Here is a 19,876-nt window from a genome sequence, read left to right on the forward strand (position 1 = left end):
ACGCGACCTCAAGATGACCGCACTGCTACTTGGCGGGGTGCTGGTCGTGCTGATAGGAGGCGGCTACATCCTATGGAACTGGATGGCCACGCCGCCTCCGGCGCCTTCGAAAATGAACCTTGGCCGTGTATCAGGCGCTGCCCAAAACGAGGCGTCTGAAAGCCAGGAATACCGCGATCTATTGAAACTCTCCAACGAGCAGGGCGCGCACGCCGCGAAGCAAGAAAACGGCAGCTTTATTGCCAGTATCCCGATGGAGCAGAACACGGTCATGAAGTCTGAACCAGCATTCCAGCCGGTCCAGCAGACACCGCCTACCCCTAGGCCTAGTCACACACGACAGACAACCGGCTCTGAAGGAAATGAAAAGAAAGACCCGCGTCAGGCCGCGTTAAAGGCGCTGATGGGCCGGATCAATCCGCAGAGTACGGCGCAGGTTAAAACCAGCACGGGCCTTACGCTTGGCAAGGTCATGAGCGAAGCGGGTGGTACGAACGGCGGGGCGGCGGGTTCGCTTGGCGGTTATGACCATTGGAGTGAATCGCTGCCTGGTGGAGCCAAGCAGCAAAGCGCGTCGAAAGGTGGTGGTGATAGTTACTCGGCCGTGGAAATCGTGCCGCCGTACTGGCGCGGGGGTGGGGAAATCTCCATGGGCATCGATTCCGACAACAACACCACGCCGGTGCTGGGCAAGCTATCAGGACCCTATGCAGGCGCGGTACTCAAAGCGCCTGAAGGGGCCAGGTTGGCCGGTGACGGTGTCGTGATTCACTTCACTGAAATGGCGTTCAAGGGCATTAACTACAAAATCGATGCCTATGCCCTGCACGAGCAAACCTTGATGGCCAACGTGGCCACCGACGTGAACCACCGCTACATGGAGCGCATCGTGGCGCCGGCGATCTTGGCCGGTATCGGCAACATTGGCGAAATGTACTCCCAGGCCAACACCGAAGTGCTGACCAATGGTTTTTCCACGCAAACCGTGCGCCCAGGCATGCCCGATGGCGCAGCTGTCGCCGGGTCCATCGTCGGTGGGGCAGCAGAGCAGGCGTCGAGAGTGCTAACACAGGATGCTGCGCGCACGCCGTCTACGCAGGTCACTGTCATCGCGGGCCAGGTCGTGTCCATCCAGTTCATGCGGGGTGTCTACGCAGGCGATGCCGTCGCACCAAAACGCAGTGGTGATTCCGTGCAGTCCGCCGCGCCAGCTCAGGCGCTTAGGTCTGACACGGAACCACCCCAGGCCCCCGTACAGCCGATGACGCCCGATCAATGGCGGTCGCAGGCTCAATCGCGCATCGAGGCGCAGCGTAAGTTGCAGGAGAGCCAGCAATGAGTGAGTTCAATCCCACAGCAGAGTCGAAGATCAGCGCACCCCCAAGGCCTCCTAAAAAGACGGTTGGCCCTAGTATCTGGCAGCGCCCGTTGGTACTGGGGCTGTCACTGCCCTGGCTGGCCGGCGTCGTGCTGATCCTCGGGCTGGCTGGCTGGTACTTGTTTGCCCCTGAGCCAACCTCCCAGGTGAATCGACTGGCGTTTAAAGAGGACTTCGAGCAACAGCCACTGACGGCACCAGGCACAAATACTGCGCCTGTGACGGCCAGGGCTGGGGCAACGGATCTAACCCAGTTCAAGAACGAAGTTGCTTCCATGGTCGGCGGGGTACGCACCTATGCCGAGGTCAACCGCGAGGCCATTGAGCGGCTGTCCGAAACGGTCAAGGCGCAAGGCGCAGCAGTTCAAACGTTGCGGCAACAATTGGCTGAAGCCCAAGCCCAGAACAGCTTGTTCTCAGCTCGTCTTTCCTTTCTGGAGGGACGACCTGGTGCGCTGGCCACCACGCAACCTGTAGCTCAGCCTGCCGCCAAGAAGCGCTCGCCGCTAACAGGCATGCAGGTACAAGCCATTCAAAACGGCATGGCGTGGGTGTACTGGCAGAACCAGACCTGGGCAGTGAAAGAAGGCGACCCCCTAGGGCCGGTGACTATCACCAGGATCGACGCTTCAGCCCGCCAGGTGCAGACCAGCGCGGGCACGCTCAAGTGAGGTAGGTCATGGGCGGTAGTGACGCGATTCAAATGCTGGTTAACCTGTCCCACAGCATTTTGGGCTCTTTCGTAAACCTGGCCTTCACACTGGGTAGCCTGTTCGCTGTAACAGGCGCCGTGGGCTACCTGGTCGCACATGCCAGTGCCGCCCGTCGAGCGCCTGGGCAGCCTGAGGGTAATCTCAAAGTGGTTGCCGTCTTGTTGCTCTGCGGTGGCCTGGCCGGCCTCGATCAGATGATTGCGGCTGCCTCACGGCAGCTTGGCTGGCAGGGGGCGAGCTTTGATGCCATTAGCTATGTGGACGTAGGAACGTTCGGCGTGGGGGCAGATGCTGCCAACGCCGTGCTTAGCCTGGTACGGATGCTGGGCGTCTTTTTCGCGCTCCAAGGCATGATGGCCTGGAAGCGCTCGCTCAAGGACGGCCATACCGGGTTGTCAGCTGGACAAGACGTTTCAAGCGGCACCCTCAAGTTTGTATTAGGCGTTTTATGTGTCTGCAGCCCGTACCTGCTGGCTGCCCTGCAAAATTCTCTCAGCACGCATTAAGCGGGCAGGGAATTCAACGCGCTTAGGCGCACCTTCACTTGTTACACCTCACTGATAAATCCTTAGGAGTTGGCTATGTCCAAAGACGTATTGCTGTGCACGGCTGTTCGCCTGTCTGTATTCAAAGACGGTCTGCGTCAACGTGTGATGAAAGGGCTGATGTTGGCAGCGGCTGCAAACCCGGTCATGGCATTTGCCGCTGGAGAGGATCTTGCAGCGATGGGGGATTCGATAGCAGAGGGCGCAAGCGCGACACAGAAAAACTGGCTGACGGTGGCCCAGTTCTTGGGCGTGATTGCTGTAGTTGGCGGTTTTGTTGCTGCAAAAACCAAGAAAGATAACCCGCAGGTCAAGGTCTGGCACATTGCGATTTCTATCTTTGTCGGAGCGTGTCTGATCGTCGTTCCTGAACTCATCAAGCGCACGCAAGCGCAGGCCGGCCTCACCCCGGTAGACGTAGGCTAAAAACCCCTCCTGCGATGGCCACGGTCATCGCAGGGTTTCCCGCAAGACCTACCTAAAACCACACCTTATCGAATTTCTGACATGCACCAGAAGGCGAAGCTATGGACGTTGATTTATCGCAGGCCCCCTTAACGCTGGACGTTAGCGGCAACCCTGAAACGCCTCTCCCCGAGGCCGTCACGGGTGACAAGTGCGCATGCTGCCGGATTTGGACCGCCAAGCTCTGGCAGGGCGCCAGATCAGGGTTTACCGCAGAGCATGCCGTTTGCACCCTGTGTTATCTCGCTGGGCACCTGGACAGCCCGACAGCTGCACACGGGCTACTCGCCTTTTTGCCCGGCATGGCCATGACGGACGTGCATCACCTGCAGCGCCGTGCCTTGATCGCCATTTTGGCGGGAACGCGCACGCAGCGCCGTGAAGGGCAACGGGTGATGCTTTGGCTGGCCCGCCATGGCCACGAGGTTGAGCAAGCCTGGGGCACCGCCCGCGCCGGCGAATTTGCCCTGGCCCTGCAACGCTTGCCCCCGCAAAAACGCTCGACCCTTCAAGCCCGCCTGGCGGGCTGTGCCTTGATCCTGCCAGCAGACAGGTTTGAAGACCTGACGCTGTTACTGCCCAGCGGCAAAACCGCCGCCGCTGCCCTGACTTCCCGAAGCTGGGACACCTACACCCGGAGCGATTTTTATGCCGAGCCTCATCCGTTGGGTTGAAAACCTGATTACCGAAACCTCCCGGTTCACTGTGTCCCAGGATCTACCTGACTATTGCGACCTGAACACGGTGCTGCGCCTGACCGACGACGACCGGGTCCGCCATCCGGCCTTGAAAGCTCCCTATGTCCTGGTTAACGACGAGGGCGACTACTGTTCGGTGTACGCGGTTGCTGGCAGCTTTTGCGACACTGACGAAAGCGCGCCAATCGATGCAGACTATTCGTGGAGCGGTCGCCTAGAGCGCATGACGCACGCCCTTACATCCAGCTACCGTCGGCATGGGCACAAAATCAGCCTGGTGTTCGACGATGACCCGGAGCGAGGCCGTGAAGAAGTCGAACGCCTGCTGGCCCCGCAATACGCCTCCGTAAAGCGTACAGGCATCGACCTGACGCCCATCCTGGATGAGAACGTCGAGAAGCTGTCTCCGTGGGTATCACGGGAGCGCTGCTACCTGGTGTGCTACACCGGGCGTAAAGCGCTGTCAGCCCACGAATTGGCCGATGAGAACAAGCGGCTCAAGGAGCTGGTCAGTCAAAGCCCCGTTGCCCGGTTTGGGCAAAACCCGGTGCTGGCTGAAATGGCAGGCCAGAAAATTCGCCATGACGCCTTCATGAGTGCCGTAGAAGGTGCATTTGGTGACGATGGCCAAGGCGTGTTGCTCGAACTGCTCGATGCCCACGCCGTGGGCCACGCCCTGCGTTCCCAGGTGGACCGGGCAGGCACCCATGAGACGTGGCACCCCTTGTTGCCGGATGACCCTATCACTCCTCACGGTATGCGTCAGGGGGACGATCACACCCCGTTTCTGGCTCCGCAGCTGAAGTTCCAGCTGGTGAACCAGAACATGGAACCCCACGGCAACAAGCTGTGTATCAATGGTATGTGGCATGGCGCGTTGTCCGTGGTTTTAGGGCCGCAGACACCGCAGACGTTTGCCAAGCTCAAGGCCTTGATCCCCCGTGGTGTGCCCTGGCGCGTGCGCATGGACATCATGCCGGGAGGCATGAAGTCGTTGGGGGCCAAGAAAGCCACCCTGGACTTCATGGCGTTTCTGCCAGGACTTAGGCCGGTATGGCGCTCCATCGAAGCTCTGACGCACATCGAGCAGGAAGAACCGGTGTGCGTCATGACGATCATGGCTTCGACCTGGGGCGACTCCAAAGCCACGGTTACTCGCAATCTGACGCTGCTAACCCAAGCCTTTCAGGCTTGGGGCGTGTGCGAGGTAACACAGACCTTTGGTAACCCGGTGCGCGCCTGGGCTTCAACGTTGGTAGCGTCCAGCAAGGGCAGCGGGCCAAACCTGCTGTACCCCCCGCTTTCCGAAGCGTTGAACCTGTTGCCGCTGACCCGGCCGGCTTCGGCCTGGGAGGACGACGGCAACGCGTTGTTCCCGACGCTCGATGGCAAGCTCTTCCCGGTGGGCCTGGCTACAAGCAAGCAGAACAAGTTGACCAGTATCGTTACGGGCTCGTCTGGCCTAGGTAAATCCGTGCTGCTGAACAAGCTGGGCAACATCATGGTGTCCAGCGCGCAGCAACGGTTGCCTTTCATGGCAGGCGTGGACAAGGGGTTCTCGATGCAGGGTCAGGTGGCCTTGCTGCGCGACAGCCTACCGCCTGAGCGTCAGGATGAAGTCATGGGCATCGTGCTGCAAAACAGCGCTGCGCATTGCCGCAACCTGTTCGATATCCAGCTGGGGGCCAAATACCCTATTGCGCCGGAGCGCAATTGGATTATTAGCATGCTCACTGTGCTGTGTATCAATCCCTCGACAGGCGAGCCGCCTAACGTTGTTGATACCCGGCAGATCCTGAAACGCATCGTTAACATGGCGTACAGCGCCAATGCTGAAGGCAGTCCCCGGGCCTGGACACCCGGTGTTGTGCCCAAGGTTGACGCTGCCCTGCATAGAAGCGGGGTGATGAATCGTCACCCTGCGCAGTGGTGGGAAACGGCTACCTGGTATGAGGTGCGCGACATGCTGTTTGAGGCTGGGTGCGTCCAGGAGGCGCAGTTGGCCCAGTTCGAGGCAGTGCCTGAACTCAACGACATGACCAAGCTATTGAATGAGGACGAGGTTAGAGGAGCCTTTGGCCGCGTACAGCGCGATGGTAGCCAGGAGTTACTGCTGGAGTACCTGCATCGCTGCATGACCAGCGCGAGCGGTGAATACCTGATGTTTGCCGGGCGTACCCAGTTTTTAATCAGCCCCAACACGCGGGTGATCGCCATTGACCTCAACAACGTCATGGGCGACGACACCAATGCAGGTCACTTGCAAACCGGGCTTATGTACCTGTTCGCAGGCCAGGTCGGAGGTGGCGACTTTGTGCTGCCTCAATACAAGGACGAGTTGTTGAACACGGTCGGGGCGCAGTATCGCTCGATGCACCTGGAGCGCCTGGAGCAGCTGGACCAAGAGGTCAAAAGCAAGATCTATGACGAGCTGCACAACGCCAGGAACGTGCCCTTTATCTTCCCCATGCTGGAAACCCAGGACCGCGAGCAACGCAAGTTTGGCGTGCGTACCGTACTGAGTTCGCAGTACGTGACCGACTTCCCCAAAGCCATCCTGGACTCCGCTAACTCGCTGTACATGATGGAAGTGGACACCAAGGACGAAAATCGCCTGATCGAGTCCTGCAAGGTGCCCAGAGTCACCATCAAACGCTTCCAGCGATTGGGTGACGGCCCTGCCCAGGATGGTAGCGGTGTGCCGTTTATAGGCGTTTTCCGAATCAAGGGCGGTGGCACCCTGGCGCGCATCTTGAAAAACGCCATGGGGCCGTTGGAGTTGTGGGCTTTGAATTCATCGCAAGGTGACAGTGCGCTGCGCCGTCTGCTGTACGAGGCGGTAGGCGGCGCCACGGCCCGCTCCATCCTGGCAGACGCCTTCCCCCAGGGCTCAGCGGTCAAGCTCATAGAACTGCGCCGTAAGCAGGCAGGGGAAGCGGACGACGACAACGTGATTCGCACCTTGGCCGATGAGTTGATTGCTCAGCGCGGCTACAACATTTGAGGAAAAGCCTGTGAAACGACGTTATGCCTTAACAGCGCTGGCCGTAAGCCTGCTGCAGGCCCACCAGGCTTTTGCGTATGTGCAACCTGTAGCGGTTACTGCCAGTGCCCCCATAACTCTGCAAGTAGTGCCAGCCTTGGTCGGAATTCAGACTACCTTGGCCGAAATTCTCACCACGGATATGCAGATCGGCACGGCCATTGTGCAGGCCAGTGACAAGCAGGTGGCGGTCATTACCGAGGCAGCGCGAGCCCAGCGTGAAACCGATATTTTCGGACGTCAAACGGATCGCCTGGAGCGTGCCCGAGGGCAATACACGGTCGCAGACAGCATCTGTAGCGAATCGGCGTCGGGAGTGGCGGCAACCGTTGGGAAGGTCAGCCGAGCGCAGGCGGCGGTACTGGCCAGCGGATCAGGCGTCAGAAGTACGGTGGTGCAGAAAACCATTGCGTCTGAGCCGGTGGGGTCGCGGCAAGGCGGCTACCGCAGTGCGGCTATGCACGCGTCGTACTGCACAGCGGGCGAGTCCGCCCAGTATGGCGGTACCGATCTATGCCCGCAGGTATCCGCCTTGCCAGGCGGCGACACGGAAATGCGTTCGCTCACTGACGGCGCCGGCGCCGTAGGCAAAACGCCTGACCTTACCTTCGACCAGGACCAGGTTGATGCCGGCATGGCCTACATGAAGAACTCGGCACGGCACGACGCCGGCAGGGCACCCGGCAAGGGCGATATCCAATCGGCCACCGGACGTGAGTACCAGGGCCTGATGACCCAGTACAAGGCGATTCAAAGCGCTGCGACCCAGCCTCAGTTGGACATGATCGCGGCCAGCCAGCCCAACCCGGCCACGCAAGAGGCATTGAAGGAAGCGCTACAGAGCCCATCGGCAGCCGAATACTTCGCCTCGACAGGCAGCCAGCAGGCGCAAAACACCGGCGTGATGAGTGAGCGTGAATTCGAAGCGTTCGAGGTGGGCAGACGCTATGCCAACACCGCCTATGAAACTGACCTGCAGGCCATGACGGGGGAGAACCTGACGCGAGAGTTGATACGCGTGCAGAGCTTGGGGAACTGGTTGCAGCTGGGCCTCAAAAACGACCAGCGTCAGGCCAACATCATTGTTGGCCAGCAACTGGCCCTGGCGGCATACGCCAAATACGTTCCAGAGCTTCAAGAGCTTGGGGCAAAAATGAGTTCGGGGGTGACCGCCAATGACAACTGATCGAACGCAAGATGAACCAGGTACTGCAAGGGCCGATAAAAAGGCCCGCACGCCGTTACAGCAAGCGGGCAGTATCGGCCTTTCCATCCTCAACCCGTTTTCGGACTTGAGCGTGATGTACCGCAAGGGCGTAAAGCCAGCAACGCAAAAGCTAAACCTGCTTGGAGACTTACTGAGCAGAAAGCGCGCACAAATCGAGAATGACGAAGTGGGTACCAGCTGCGCGCAAGCGGTCGAGCGCTCTGGTAAATCCGCTCAGCAGCTGATAGCCACTTACACGCGGATTCGAGCCGCGTGGTGGTGCCTGATGACAATCGGCGGCGGGTTGAGCGTGATTCTACTGGTCATGTTGTTGCTAGCGAATTTCAGCCTGCCCCACAGCACGTTTTTGCGAGCAGCAACAACGTTACTGGTGCTCACCGCAGCGGCTAGTTGGGGCTTTGGGCAAACACTCATTGCCACCTACCGGCTATGGCAGTTGCAGCAACAACGCGTCAGCGTAGCGGAACGGGGTACCTTTCAGGACTTTCGAGCCGAAAACCGATGGTGCCGCCAGGTCTTCACACTAGGTCTCCTTGGCTAACAACCAGCCCTTCGAATTGGACAGACCCCATGACCTTTATAAAACGCGTTTGGTGGGTCGGTTTACTACTGGCCTTCTCTCTTCCGGCATTGGCCGACAGCGTGGACTATCAGACCATTGCTGCAGCCGCCCAAAAGCCTAATGACCTCTCACGCCAAGCGCTGGTGATGATCTTTGGACAGGTCGTTGTCGATCCATTTGCAAATTCGGACATAACCTTGATCGGGGCATTGTTCGCCATTATCAACGGTTTCCTGGCTGTACTAGCCCTGTTCTGGTTTCTGACAATCACCATGAAAACCGTCGTTAAAGCCGGCCACCAGGGGCAGTTCTTCTCAGGTGGGCGGTCAGCGCTGTACCCGATCATGACGTTTGCCGGCTTCATCACGATTGTGCCTACGCAATCGGGTTGGTCGCTGGCTCAACTCACTATGCTATGGGCCACCTCGGTAATGGGGGTCGGCAGTGCCAACCTGCTGACCGACAAGGCCGTGGACATGATGGACAGTGGCTATTCGATGGTGACGCAGCCCACGGCACCCGTCACTCGCAGCGCCGCACGGGGCATCTTTGAGATGAACCTGTGCAAGTACGCCATTAACAGCGATTTGACCACGCTGTATGAAGATGGTGAGGCTAATACGCCGCTGATGAGCACCAAGGGCGGCGATGGTGAGTTCGTCACCGGCAATGGCAGCGCGGTATGTGGTTCGGTCAAGACACCCAATACGGGCCGCACTGGCATCTGGAATCTGCTGTTTGACAGCGACGTGGACACCAGCGGGGTTGTCTCGGCGCAACATAAAGCATTGGAGACGATGCAGGCGACTTTAGATCAAGATGCACAGGCGTTCGTAAGCACCTACCTGAGCAAACGCGACCAGGACGTGGGTAGCTTCCAGGACGTTGAGACACAGATTCAGAATGCAGCGGCGGTGTATGAAAATGCGGTAAACCTGGCGATCAATCAGATCGACTTCAAGGACACGCTACAGAGCCAGCTTTCAAGTCAGATCAAGAGCAGCGGCTGGGTAGCCTTGGGCAGTTGGTATCACACCTTCGCGACCGCCAACAGCAAGACAAATGACGTAGCCAGCTCGACGCCGATAGTCACCGGCATGAGCAACCTGGGCGAGCATGGCACCAGTGACCTCTATAACCAGGTCTTTACGGCCTACCAGTCCCAGGTGCAGAACAGTACGTACACCCCACCCTTGGGCACGCAAACCGCTAAAGCAGACGGCGCAGCCGCCACCGCCGCGGACCCGAATTCAGTGTTCGTTGGGGTGTTTAAATCGCCCATGCAAGACCTAACAAATTGGGTTGCAAGTGGAAAAATCGGGACAGATGCAGATTTTTCCAACCAGATAAACCCACTCATCAAAATGCAGACGATTGGTGATTACACATTAGGAGCGGTAGAAGCGGTAATGACTGCTTATGCTGGGACTTGGGCCGCAGCATCTTCGGCCAGTAATTCGCCACTAGGATGGGGAGCTAAAATATTCGCAGTTGACGTAGGCGCGGTATTCAAAGACGTAATGAATGCTTTGGCGCCGATGTTTTATTTTGTCATGTTTGCTTTGATGGCCATCGGGTTTTCACTTGCCATATTCCTGCCTGCAGTACCCTTCCTGTTTTGGATGATGGGGGTGTTCAACTGGCTGGTAAGCGTTCTGGTAGGGTGCGCTGCTGGCCCAATGTGGGCTGCAACACACTTAGGTGCCGAAGAAGACAAAGGTAGTCGTAGTGCCTACGGCTACATCTTCCTAATCGACATGATGCTTAGGCCATCGCTAATGGTGTTGGGGTTCTTTTTTGCGTCAGTGACGGTTGTAGCTGGTGGTACGATCCTTAACCTTCTGTTCGCGTCAGCACTTGCCAATGCCAACGCGGATTCCATTGTGGGTATTTTCAAAATGATAGGATGGCTGATGATCTATGCTCGTATTGCGACGTTTGGTGTTACACGTCTCTTTGGGCTGCAAGCATCACTGGCTGACTACGTTATTTCGTTCCTAGGTGGGCGTGAAGGTGCCAATCTTATGGGCGGTATGGTAGACAATATGAAAGGGATGTTCGGCGCTGCTGGCTCGGGCGCACAGCGTGCGCCCGGTGTGCGTATGCAGGCGCGTAATAAGTCTGATGGTGGTGGTTCCAGCGATGGGATTCAGTAAGGGGAAAAATCATGGTGCAACGTCTTAAAACAGCTAAAGAGGGGTGGTTTTGGGTTGTCAAAATCCTCTACATGTTTATTGCCTTCCCATGTGCAGTGGTTGTGACAATTCCTTCCATATTCATGGCTCCATCCTTGATAGGGCGACAGGCTTATCCCACGCTGTTTTTCTTTTCGATGATTTGGCTCGGTGTATTGATCCCAGTAGCGATATTTGTGCATGGAGTGCTAAGCAGGCGCGGTTTGCTCAAGAGAATCACCAAGGCTATCAAAGCCCCTCAGTTCTTCGATCCAGATCCTTCCAATGAGATTTACCACGAAGGTGATGGCAAGTACCTAGGGATCGACACCAAAAACGGCACCATTCTGTACGTGCACCAGATTCGCAAAGGCCAGGTAGATGTTGTGGCCATGACCATGGACGATTGGACCAACCGAGAGGTAGAGGGCAAAGGCATTTTCCGGCTCTACACCAAGTTTCCAGACCTCGCACGAATCCAAATCGGTACGCCCTGGGCTCAGCGCTGGTATGACACGCTGGGGGCAATGGAGCATAAGCAGTATGCTAATACCCAGGCTTTCAAACAGCATGTACACCACCGCCTTGAAGCACTGGAACGTGAACTGAACGTGCAGATCCCACGCCTAGCCTGACGCTGTAGACCCTCCGCTTCATCCCGACGCGCTTTTTCTTTCTTTCCCTACACCACACCGCCCTATCCGGGCGGTGTGCCTTTTTGTGGGTAACCAAAATGCAAAATCGACCACCCCAAGGGGGTATGGAAGGCGAACAAGGCATGATGTTGTTAGTGCTAGGTGGCACTTTCATCCTGTGCTGGTTGTTCTTCGATTCGTTCGTGTACTGGAGTACCTGGCTGCTCTACTGGCTTTGGAAGATGGTGGACTTTCCGCTGATCCACCAGTGGGCCGGGGGCAAGATCAACCTGCTGGCCGACGTGGCCAACCACGCCAAGCAAGTTGGCTTGCAGGAATGGCTCGACGTGATGAACGAAACCAGCGGCATTCTGCTGGTGTTCCTGCTACCGCTGGTGATCCTGAGTGGCATTGCACTGGCAGCACATCCGATCCTGCCGTTTCGTAGCAAACGTCTGGTGAATATCCGCAGCTTGCCCGGCCTGGTAAGCACGTTCGCACCCTCGGTTATCCCAGTCGTGGCCGCGTCGGGGCCAGACGGTTTGATGAATGACACCTCGGCCAGTAACGCATGGGCACTCAAGCCTGAGACGTTCGCCATGAACCACAACCTGGTCAAGCACAAGGTCTTGGACCGGGACGCGGCACGCCTGGTGTTCGAAGCCCAAATTGGCCGGCCTCATAACGGCTTTCTGGACTGGTCCCCCTACGAGCAAGCCTTACTCGGGGTATTCGGCCTGCAGGTCTTTTTGGACGACCGCACGGCAGCCACTCAGCTGCTCGATGACTTGAACAGATCCTGCCTGGTAACAGGGCTGCGAAAGCGGAAAAACGACACCATGGCCCCGCTTTACCCACTGGCCGATAAGGCATTCGAGCGCGTGACACAGGCACCGGGCGTCGATGAGTGGTTACACAGCCACGGCTCAATACGCAGTGCGTTGGTGGGCTTGTACGGGCGCGACCTTCGGCTGCCCCCGGCGCGGTTCAGATGGCTCAAAGGCGTTGATCGTACCTTGTGGTATGCCTTGCACAGCGCAGACACCGCCAAGGTCTTCGTCGAAGGCGCAGGTGTACAGGCCCAGGCGCGGGCAGAAGTTTATGCCCACAAATTAGGGTTGCCGCGTCCGGGGTTGATGGTGACCCAGGCGATTGAAGGTTTGCAGACCGAATTGGAAAGCGTGGGCCTGGTCTTCGCCCGCGAAGTCGAAGTGGCCAAGCGTCGCAAGGCATCGGACCTCCCGGTAATGACCGCCGTGTATGCCCCACAGGCCGCCCAGGAAAACGATACGCCGACACCGGAATAACGCACGCCTGCTTTGCAGCCAACGTCTTCACAGCGCTTTCAGCTGCGCATTCTCGCCGCTCACTCCTATTTTTTTAGAGGGATTCCCATGACCTCCGCGTATTCGCTTGCCCCTTTTTCAGCGTTCATCAAAGGCCATCACCTGGTGGTTAGCCGACTCCTGGAGAACAGCCACTACACCTATTGCAGCCTCGATCTTCGACAGCACCTGTCTTTCTACCTAGTCGATGGCCAAGTGACCTGCCAGAGCGCAGCGGGCCAGGCTTTCGTGCTTCATACGGGCAATACCGTAGAAGCAAACGACCTGCTCAATCAGCTGACAACCGCGCAGTTGCGCCACAGCCGACACAAGACCTGGTTGAAAGCAGGTTGCCTGGGTGTTGGCGCGCTGGCACTTGCCGTGTATTGGGCTGTGCAAGGCGCGCTATTGCCTGGCCTGGACCAAAGCGCGGCAGTGGCCACCCCTGTAGATAGCCAGGCCTCACAAGCGGCTACAGCGGCTTACAATGCAGCCCCTACCCTTGCCCCTTCAGATCAACAAGCACGGCCAGAGCAGCAGCCTATGCCGCCCCAGCCCACGGACGGTTGGGAACTGCCTGAGAACATCCGTGAAACGCTTCCTGCCAAGCTGCACAAGGCCGCTGAACGTAATCTGTTTACCGTCAACTACTCCACGGGCCATGCCCGCACGCTGTACGTGTTCGCAGATCCGCATTGCCCCAACTGCACACGGCTTGACCCCGCACTGAATGCCCTTTCCGACGCCTTCAACGTGGTGGTTTTCCCGGTTTCAGTGATCGGGAAGGAAAAGTCGGTGGCCGACATTACCCCCGTGCTGTGCCTGCCACCTGAGCAACGCAAGGCCGCGTGGACCGCGTTGTTTGATGCAGGGCACGACGGTTTAACCCTTGGCCAAGCCCAGCAAGCACAACAGCAAAGCGCGTCGGGAGCGAACGATGGCCAGCCCGCCGACTGCGACATGGCGCAGAAAGCCCTTGGCGTTAACGAAGTGGCCTACCAGGCCTATCGCATTCCAGGTACGCCGTGGGTGATCGCTGACGATGGCCGTTACGTCCCCCAAGCATTGCTGAAAGACACGGCCCGGCTGCAAACCTTCCTGAGCAAGAAGCAGCCTATTGATGGGCAGGAGACACCTGATGCCGCCAAATGACTTTGCGGTTGATCGCGCACGCCTGAATCGCCGGGTTCATCACTCGGCGCTAGGGGATTGGATGATGGGGCCAGGCACCCTTGCCTTGGGCCTGGCCGGGTCTGTCATAGGGGGCATTGTCTACCCCGTCAGCTTATGGGTTACCTTGCCTGTCCTGTCAGTATGGGCGCCCACTATGCTGTTTGCGCCCTGGAAGATGCCCATGCGCATGCCAACAGACATGGAGCTTCTTGATCCCTCGACCACACGCCAGGTGCCCGGCAAGCTACTGGGGTTCTTGCCAATCACCGTCATGCGCACGGCCATGAGCAAGGCGGCCGGTATCCTGTACATGGGGTATCTGCGTGGCCGCGATGCAGGCCGCGAGCTATGGCTGTCCATGGACGATATGACGCGTCATATCTTGATGTTCGGCACGACCGGCGCCGGCAAAACTGAGGCCCTATTGGGGTATGTGCTGGGCCAGCTCAGCTATGGAAAGGGACTGATCTACTCAGACGGCAAGGCGCAAAACGACGTAGCCGCCGCGATTGTCTCCCTGGCCAGGCGCTACGGTCGGGAGGATGACGTTCGCGTCATGAACTTCATTACCGGGGGGCGTTCCAGGGCACAGGAACTGCTTGAGGACACCAAAAACAGAGGGCAGACCAACACGATCAATGCGTTTGGCATCGCCCAGGAAACGTACATCATCAACCTGATGGACTCCATGTTGCCCCCTGCCGGCAATGACGGTGGTTGGCAGGAAAAGGCGCGGGCCATGATTCAGGCCCTGGTGTTCTCTCTGGTGTACAAATGCCGGCGCGAAGGCACCGTCATGTCCCAGCGCACGATCCAGGAACACTTGCCCCTACGCAGCATTGCCAAACTCTACATCGAGTCGATAGAGCAGCAATGGCACGAAGAAGCCCGCTTACCGCTGAAAAACTATTTGGGCACGTTGTCAGGCTTTGACCTGGCCAAGGTAGATTCGCCGTCAGAATGGGCACCAGAAGCGCTCAATCAACACGGCTACCTGATCCAGCAATTCACCCGGATGCTGGCCTTGTTCAACGATACCTATGGCCATGTGTTTGCCCTCGACGCCGGCGATATCGACCTCAAGGACTGCATACACAACGACCGCATTCTGGCGGTCCTGATTCCAGCGTTGGAGGTTTCATCGTCTGAGGCCTCGACGCTGGGCCGCTTGTACGTGTCGCAGGCCGCCATGACGTTGAGCCAGGATCTGGGCGAAAAGCTGGAGGGCAGGCCGGAAGACACTTTGGTCATTCGCAAGTACAAAGATCGCTTCCCGTTCATGTGGATTTGCGACGAGGTAGGGGCCTACTACACCGAAAAGCTGGGCGAGTTGGCCACACAGGTGCGGTCCCTGGGCATCTGCCTACTGTTGGCCAGCCAGGAGGCCCAGCGCCTCAAGTCAGCGGCAGGGGATAAGGTCTGGACGCTGATCGCGAACATGGGTACCCGGATCACCGGCAAAATCATGGACCCCAAGGACACCCTCGAAATCCTGCAGTTGATGGCCGGCACGGAGTACCTGCCGGAAATGAGCAGTATGGTTCACCAGTCAGGCGTGATGGGGGGCAGCTGGGGCGACGCCGATACCCTGAGTTTGAAAGAGCAGAAGAAGGTCAGCGTCGAGGAAGTGCAGCAACTGCAAGAAGGCGAAAACATCACCTTGTTCAAGGGTGAAGTGATTCGAGGTAGCTCCTTGTACATTGCCGACGTGGACAAGCTGTCCAAGGAAGCGATCCAGATCAATCGCTTTGTCGAAGTAGCCCCACCCTCGCTTGATACGTTGCTGGCCAGCACGCCGGCAAAGATCCGACGCAGCTACCCGCGTGCAGACCGCGTTCAGCAGATCCTCTACCACTTGGCGGCCAAGCCTGGTCGATCAGACCTGGAGAACCTGGTGCTGATAGACCCAGCATTAGCGGCCTTAAACGGGCTGAGTGATGAATGGGGGCTTATCTGGCGGCGGCGTCCAGGTGCAGCGGTACGAGGCGCCTTGTTATGGCATACGGCACTTGGGCAAATCCCCAAGCGTGGCAGTGGCTACCAGGTGCAGTCGTCTACAGCGCAGGCATTGACGGTCAGCAACCAGCGTTTGAATGACTACAAAGCGCAGCACGCTGATTTTGCTATCGAGCCCAAGGCGCAGGTCAGGACTAAGGCGCCTGCCCCCAAGGCCGCACCCGTCATGCTGGGTGCCGGCGACCTACAACGGCCCCGCTTCGATGACGCGCTTCTTCATGGCAGTGACTTGAGCCCGCCCCCGTACTTCGATGACGAGTTTCGGTAGCTAGCGCGGCTGCTCGATGCCTACAAAACCAATCAGTCTCGATCAAATCGAAACATAGAAGGACGAATCCATGACCTACGATGAAGCAATGGACGAAAACACCGTAATTACTCGGCAGGCGGCTGAACGTGAGTGTCGTTTGCACGCCTGCAGCGTGGAGGAAATGGTCTCCGAACTGGGCGATCACCCCGAATATCAATCACAAGACGTTTTGCGCTGGCTCGGCTACTAAGTCCACTCACCCGCGCACCTGCTTCGGAGCTTCCCATGGATACAAACTCGCACGGCCAAAAGGTGTCTGCAGACACTCTCAAAGTACTGGCCGATCAAGCCTACCGTACCCTAGGCAATCAACACAGGATCATCGAAACCACGCTGCGCGCTGCCATCATCGAGGGGAAGTTGCAGCCCGATGATCGTTTGACACAGCAGGCCGTTGCAGAGGCCTTCGGGCGCAGTCGAATGCCTGCCCGTGAGGCACTGAGAGGCCTGGAAATGCAGGGTTACCTTGCAGCGGATAGGTATAAATCCTACGTGGTGACGGCGAGTCGAAAGGCTGATTGGGAGGGGGATTTGCCAGGCCTGCTGAGGGCTGTAGGAGAGCAGTACTCCCGCTTGCAAACCCTTGAAGATCAAAAAGGGTTTGGAAAAAAAATCATGCGTTTGATGAGCATATGAGCATATGAGCATATGAGCATATGAGCATATGAGCATATGAGCATATGAGCATATGAGTGAATGAGTGTAAAAGGCTCCGGTCTTTCAGGCTGTGAGCCGTGCTGACGCTTTTTAGGTTCTAAGGTTTATAGGTCACACAAGCGTTTTAGCGTCAGGTCATGCGCTCTTTTGCGCTGCTATGGATGCTGCGCCAACTCCAATGCTGCCCTAGAGCTGATGTCTCCGCTGAGCAAGCCCCTACCGTATGGCTTTTAGGCTAGTAGAAATATGTAAGAACACTTCTTACATATTTCTACTAGCAAAGCGTATGAACTCGTCTGACACCAGCCTCGCTGGACGTTGCGAAGATTCCAGATGATATGGACGAACCAGGGGTGCGCCTTCATCCTCTCAAAGGCGAGTTGGCTGGTTACTGGCCGGTAAGCGTGTCGGGTAACTGACGGGTGATTTTCCGCTTCATTGATTCGGACTTGGAACTGATCGATTACCTCGACTACCACTGACAGGAGAATGACAGATGGCGATGCACAACCCTCCCCATCCTGGTGAAGCGCTTCGCGATGACGTACTGCTAGAGCTCAAGCTGTCCATTACGGCGCTGGCCAAGCACATAGGGTATTCCCGAGGGCAACTGTCAACGGTCATGCATGGCCGTTGTGCAGTGACTGCCGACCTCGCCTGGCGTCTGGAACTGGCCGGGGTGGGTAAAGCACATATGTGGCTTGCTCGCCAGGCGGCTTATGATTTGTGGCAGGTGCAACACAAAAAAGTGTCTGCCATCACCAAGCTGGACGTAGTGTAAACAACTACCTCTCGGCACGGCGTGGCACGACAGGCTTGCCTTAGCTTCAAGCTTAGCTGGCAATAGCGCTAGAGCGATAACTTATGTAAGTTACGTCACTTTTAGCCTGGATCAGAAATTCTATGATTTTGCTATTAGGTGGTGAGAAAGGCGGGAGCGGCAAAAGCTGCTTGGCTCAAAATCTAGCGGTATGGTTGCAGGCACGCGGTGGCGATGTGTTGTTGCTTGATGCTGATCCTCAAGGCACGACCGCCGATTGGGCTGCTGAGCGATCTGCTCAAGGAGATTTGCCCGCGATTCCAGTGGTACAGGCTCACGGCAATATCAGACAAACGCTCACCGACCTACGAGGTAGGTACCGGCAAATTGTAGTGGATGCTGGCGGTTCGGACTCTGAAGCGCTTCGCTCTGCGATGACTGTGGCAAGTCATATGTTGATCCCATTTCGCCCCAAACGTCGTGACCTAAAAACGCTACCAAAGGTAGATAATTTGGCGCGCTTAGCCACGGCAGTGAATCCGTCCCTGACCATTCGAGCTGTGATTACCCAATGCCCAGCGCTACCAAGCCAAGTTCAGCGCATTTTAGACGCTAAGGATGCTTGCCGCTCCTTTGGCATATTACCGCTCAATGCCATTACCACAGCCCGGAACGTGTACGACGATGCGGATGAGGATGGATGCTCAGTTTTAGAAAGTAATACTGATCCCCGTGCTAAAGAAGAAATTGAACGGTTGGCTAGTGAGTTGTGGGGGAGCAGGAAATGGGGTTGAAAGATTTGATCCGCAAGCCAGAGGATGCTCAACCATCCGCCGACGCAAATGAAGAGGCCGCCTTGGCCTTCATCGCAGATGCACCCCTGAGTGCTACGCCAAAAATAACGCGCAAGCGAAAGAAAGCACCTACCTACGTTCGTACAACGTTCTCGCTATCAAAAGACCTCAACGCACGGATCGATAGGATGGTCCTTCAACCGCGCAACACACGAATATCTCGTTCAGATGTAATTCGTGCTGGGGTCATGGCGTTACAAAAAATGCCCAAAGCCGAGCGGGTGCTACTCATGGTCGCGGCCTCGAAATCAGAGCCTTTGGCGGACTTTTCGGAGGACGAATAGCTTACGTAAGTTATGTAACTTGCATAAGTTACATAACTTAAGCACTATGCTCGCACGGGGCCATTGCAAATTAAGGACTCCAGGCAATCTTGGAGTTTTTTTGCTAAATCGAGTAGGGCTTTTCGTTGATTACAAAAAACCTTGGTGGTAGTGTTCACGCACTTTGCGACCCTGCGCCAGGAAAAAAGGCGAAGCGAACGCTAAGAAAAACGATAGGTAGACATCAATGAGATAACCAATTGCAGAAACCAAAAAGCCCCGCTTGCAGGCGGGGCTTTTTGGAAAATCATGAACAGGCCGTTTTGATCGGCGGAAACCTGTTCACCAACGAACGTGAGTCGATTATGGCAATCACTGCGGCTTTGTGCAAGCCGCAAAAATGTGATAGCCATCGACTCACCGCTGAACGGCGGACACATGGAAAAGAATTCCAATCCGGCTGTGCCATCCTCTGGTCACAGCCCGTACAACAAGCACTACACCGCTCCGACGCGCTTTACCCCAGTACGTGGCCACCGTGCCCTAGGCGGTGACGCATGAGGCACCTAAAGGCCGTCAAGCTCGCCCCCTCTGACCCCCACTCCGCTTTGCGCAGATCGGCGCGGCAATTGCCTGCCCGCCGTGAGACCCCTCGGCACCTTTCCGAACAGCAACTCAAAAATCCCCTGATCCGCTCGGCCTATGAGCGTCTGAGCCACATGGACAGCTATCGCGGCCGCTACCTGCGCCGCCTGGATGGCGTGCATGGCGACCGCCGTACCCGCCGTGAGAAATTCCTGGCCATCGAGCGCGTGGCCGAACAGCTCCTGGTGCGCCTCGACCTGGCCACCAGCGTGCTGGGCTACATCGATCCTCAAAACGGCCGTTACGTTCTCAACACCCAATGCGGTATTGCCGAGGACGCGGGTATCTCCGCGCCGGCGCTGTGCCGCCTACTGAAAACCCTGGACGATGCCGGCTATGTGTATCGCCGCATCGAGCGCATTCGCCTGGACGAAAAGGACGAAAGCGGTTTGCACCTGGTGCGCACTCGCGTCCTGGTACGCTTCACCAAAT

19 protein-coding genes and 2 pseudogenes are annotated in these 19,876 nt (G+C 57.3%); 20 read left to right on the plus strand and 1 reads right to left on the minus strand.

The genetic code is table 11. The annotated features are described in order from the left end of the window. The 19 genes and pseudogenes from traO to AC4LE2_RS21975 form a co-directional block, all read left to right on the plus strand. The coding region (gene traO, locus AC4LE2_RS21885; RefSeq protein WP_491828350.1) for a conjugal transfer protein TraO at nucleotides 1–1,339 on the plus strand (1,339 nt) is incomplete at its 5' end. Further along, entirely contained in the window at nucleotides 1,336–2,049 is a 714-nt protein-coding gene (traP, locus tag AC4LE2_RS21890; protein ID WP_491828351.1) for a conjugal transfer protein TraP, read from the plus strand. The genes traO and traP, both read left to right, overlap by 4 nt. Before the next feature lie 8 nt (nucleotides 2,050–2,057). Continuing rightward, nucleotides 2,058–2,597 carry a conjugal transfer protein TraQ gene (gene traQ, locus AC4LE2_RS21895; RefSeq protein ID WP_491828352.1) on the plus strand — a complete coding sequence of 180 codons (540 nt, stop codon included), beginning with the start codon at nucleotides 2,058–2,060 and terminating at the stop codon, nucleotides 2,595–2,597. A 75-nt stretch (nucleotides 2,598–2,672) separates the two neighbouring features. Beyond that, nucleotides 2,673–3,062 carry a DUF6750 family protein gene (locus AC4LE2_RS21900; RefSeq protein WP_491828353.1) on the plus strand — a complete coding sequence of 130 codons (390 nt, stop codon included), beginning with the start codon at nucleotides 2,673–2,675 and terminating at the stop codon, nucleotides 3,060–3,062. Between the two features lie 101 nt (nucleotides 3,063–3,163). Then, a complete protein-coding gene (locus AC4LE2_RS21905) occupies nucleotides 3,164–3,775 on the plus strand; it encodes a conjugal transfer protein TraT (RefSeq protein WP_491828354.1) in 612 nt (203 codons plus the stop codon). Further along, nucleotides 3,750–6,803, plus strand: coding sequence for an ATP-binding protein (locus AC4LE2_RS21910; protein WP_491828355.1), 3,054 nt, complete (start codon nucleotides 3,750–3,752; stop codon nucleotides 6,801–6,803). The genes AC4LE2_RS21905 and AC4LE2_RS21910 overlap by 26 nt, the downstream gene beginning before the upstream one ends. A 10-nt stretch (nucleotides 6,804–6,813) precedes the next feature. Continuing rightward, complete coding sequence (gene traW, locus AC4LE2_RS21915; protein ID WP_491828356.1) at nucleotides 6,814–8,028, plus strand: conjugal transfer protein TraW; 1,215 nt, start codon at nucleotides 6,814–6,816, stop codon at nucleotides 8,026–8,028. Continuing rightward, complete coding sequence (traX, locus tag AC4LE2_RS21920; RefSeq protein ID WP_491828357.1) at nucleotides 8,018–8,611, plus strand: conjugal transfer protein TraX; 594 nt, start codon at nucleotides 8,018–8,020, stop codon at nucleotides 8,609–8,611. The genes traW and traX overlap by 11 nt, the downstream gene beginning before the upstream one ends. A 29-nt stretch (nucleotides 8,612–8,640) precedes the next feature. Then, nucleotides 8,641–10,788: a DotA/TraY family protein gene (locus AC4LE2_RS21925; protein WP_491828358.1), complete on the plus strand. Its 2,148-nt coding sequence runs from the start codon at nucleotides 8,641–8,643 to the stop codon at nucleotides 10,786–10,788. An 8-nt stretch (nucleotides 10,789–10,796) separates the two neighbouring features. Next, nucleotides 10,797–11,441: a plasmid IncI1-type surface exclusion protein ExcA gene (gene excA, locus AC4LE2_RS21930; RefSeq protein WP_491828368.1), complete on the plus strand. Its 645-nt coding sequence runs from the start codon at nucleotides 10,797–10,799 to the stop codon at nucleotides 11,439–11,441. 98 nt (nucleotides 11,442–11,539) lie between these two features. Next, entirely contained in the window at nucleotides 11,540–12,748 is a 1,209-nt protein-coding gene (locus AC4LE2_RS21935) for a secretion/conjugation apparatus DotM-related subunit (RefSeq protein ID WP_491828359.1), read from the plus strand. An 87-nt stretch (nucleotides 12,749–12,835) separates the two neighbouring features. After that, a complete protein-coding gene (locus AC4LE2_RS21940; protein ID WP_491828360.1) occupies nucleotides 12,836–13,918 on the plus strand; it encodes a DsbC family protein in 1,083 nt (360 codons plus the stop codon). After that, entirely contained in the window at nucleotides 13,905–16,223 is a 2,319-nt protein-coding gene (trbC, locus tag AC4LE2_RS21945; protein ID WP_491828361.1) for an F-type conjugative transfer protein TrbC, read from the plus strand. The genes AC4LE2_RS21940 and trbC overlap by 14 nt, the downstream gene beginning before the upstream one ends. Nucleotides 16,224–16,293: 70 nt before the next feature. After that, the gene (locus tag AC4LE2_RS21950; protein ID WP_491828362.1) at nucleotides 16,294–16,455 is read left to right on the plus strand and encodes a hypothetical protein; all 162 of its coding nucleotides are present in this window, start codon (nucleotides 16,294–16,296) and stop codon (nucleotides 16,453–16,455) included. Between the two features lie 35 nt (nucleotides 16,456–16,490). Beyond that, entirely contained in the window at nucleotides 16,491–16,901 is a 411-nt protein-coding gene (locus tag AC4LE2_RS21955) for a GntR family transcriptional regulator (protein WP_491828363.1), read from the plus strand. Between the two features lie 332 nt (nucleotides 16,902–17,233). After that, nucleotides 17,234–17,404, plus strand: a pseudogene (locus AC4LE2_RS21960) (type II toxin-antitoxin system RelE/ParE family toxin); the annotation flags it as partial. A gap of 14 nt (nucleotides 17,405–17,418) precedes the next feature. Further along, the gene (locus AC4LE2_RS21965) at nucleotides 17,419–17,703 is read left to right on the plus strand and encodes a HigA family addiction module antitoxin (protein ID WP_491828364.1); all 285 of its coding nucleotides are present in this window, start codon (nucleotides 17,419–17,421) and stop codon (nucleotides 17,701–17,703) included. A 122-nt stretch (nucleotides 17,704–17,825) separates the two neighbouring features. After that, nucleotides 17,826–18,476 (plus strand): AAA family ATPase, encoded by a 651-nt coding sequence (locus tag AC4LE2_RS21970; RefSeq protein ID WP_491828365.1) that lies wholly within the window; start codon nucleotides 17,826–17,828, stop codon nucleotides 18,474–18,476. Continuing rightward, entirely contained in the window at nucleotides 18,473–18,820 is a 348-nt protein-coding gene (locus AC4LE2_RS21975; protein WP_491828366.1) for a hypothetical protein, read from the plus strand. The genes AC4LE2_RS21970 and AC4LE2_RS21975 overlap by 4 nt, the downstream gene beginning before the upstream one ends. 200 nt (nucleotides 18,821–19,020) lie before the next feature. On the opposite strand, the gene AC4LE2_RS21980 is transcribed toward AC4LE2_RS21975, so the two are convergent. Continuing rightward, nucleotides 19,021–19,212: a hypothetical protein gene (locus AC4LE2_RS21980; protein WP_491828367.1), complete on the minus strand. Its 192-nt coding sequence runs from the start codon at nucleotides 19,210–19,212 to the stop codon at nucleotides 19,021–19,023. 216 nt (nucleotides 19,213–19,428) lie between these two features. Here AC4LE2_RS21980 and AC4LE2_RS21985 point away from each other — a divergent pair. Beyond that, a pseudogene (locus tag AC4LE2_RS21985) lies at nucleotides 19,429–19,876 on the plus strand (hypothetical protein); the annotation flags it as partial.

It is taken from the genome of Pseudomonas sp. 9.3L (genome assembly GCF_058536285.1).